The sequence below is a fragment of the Alkalibacterium sp. m-11 genome, assembly GCF_054658155.1.
This window is the reverse complement of record NZ_BAAGIR010000517.1, coordinates 1-255: the sequence shown is the minus strand read 5'-3', so window position 1 is coordinate 255 and position 255 is coordinate 1. Positions and strand designations below refer to the sequence as shown.

Sequence of the window (255 nt, the reverse complement as noted above, 5' to 3'; positions counted from 1 at the left end):
TGTACTTGTTCAATTGCTTGATGGGCGTTTCGACCTTTTCGAAAGCCATAACTATAGTCAGAAAAGTGGGGGTCAATAATGGGGGCTATAACTTGTAGAATAGCCTGTTGGACAACTCTGTCTCTTACACAGGGAATACCTAGAAGTCGCTTCCCTCCATTTGCCTTTGGAATTTCCACTCGCCTAACCGGTTGAGGCATATATGTGCCTTCCTTTAGTTTTCGAATGATATGTGAACCAAATTCTGCCATGTGT

General features: G+C 43.1%; 1 protein-coding gene. It reads right to left on the bottom strand.

Annotation, left to right across the window (positions count from 1 at the left end; all coding sequences use genetic code 11):
* Positions 1-255, bottom strand: a 255-nt coding sequence (locus ACYQ2O_RS13405) for a reverse transcriptase domain-containing protein (RefSeq protein ID WP_459796850.1), incomplete at both ends; no start/stop codon positions are given.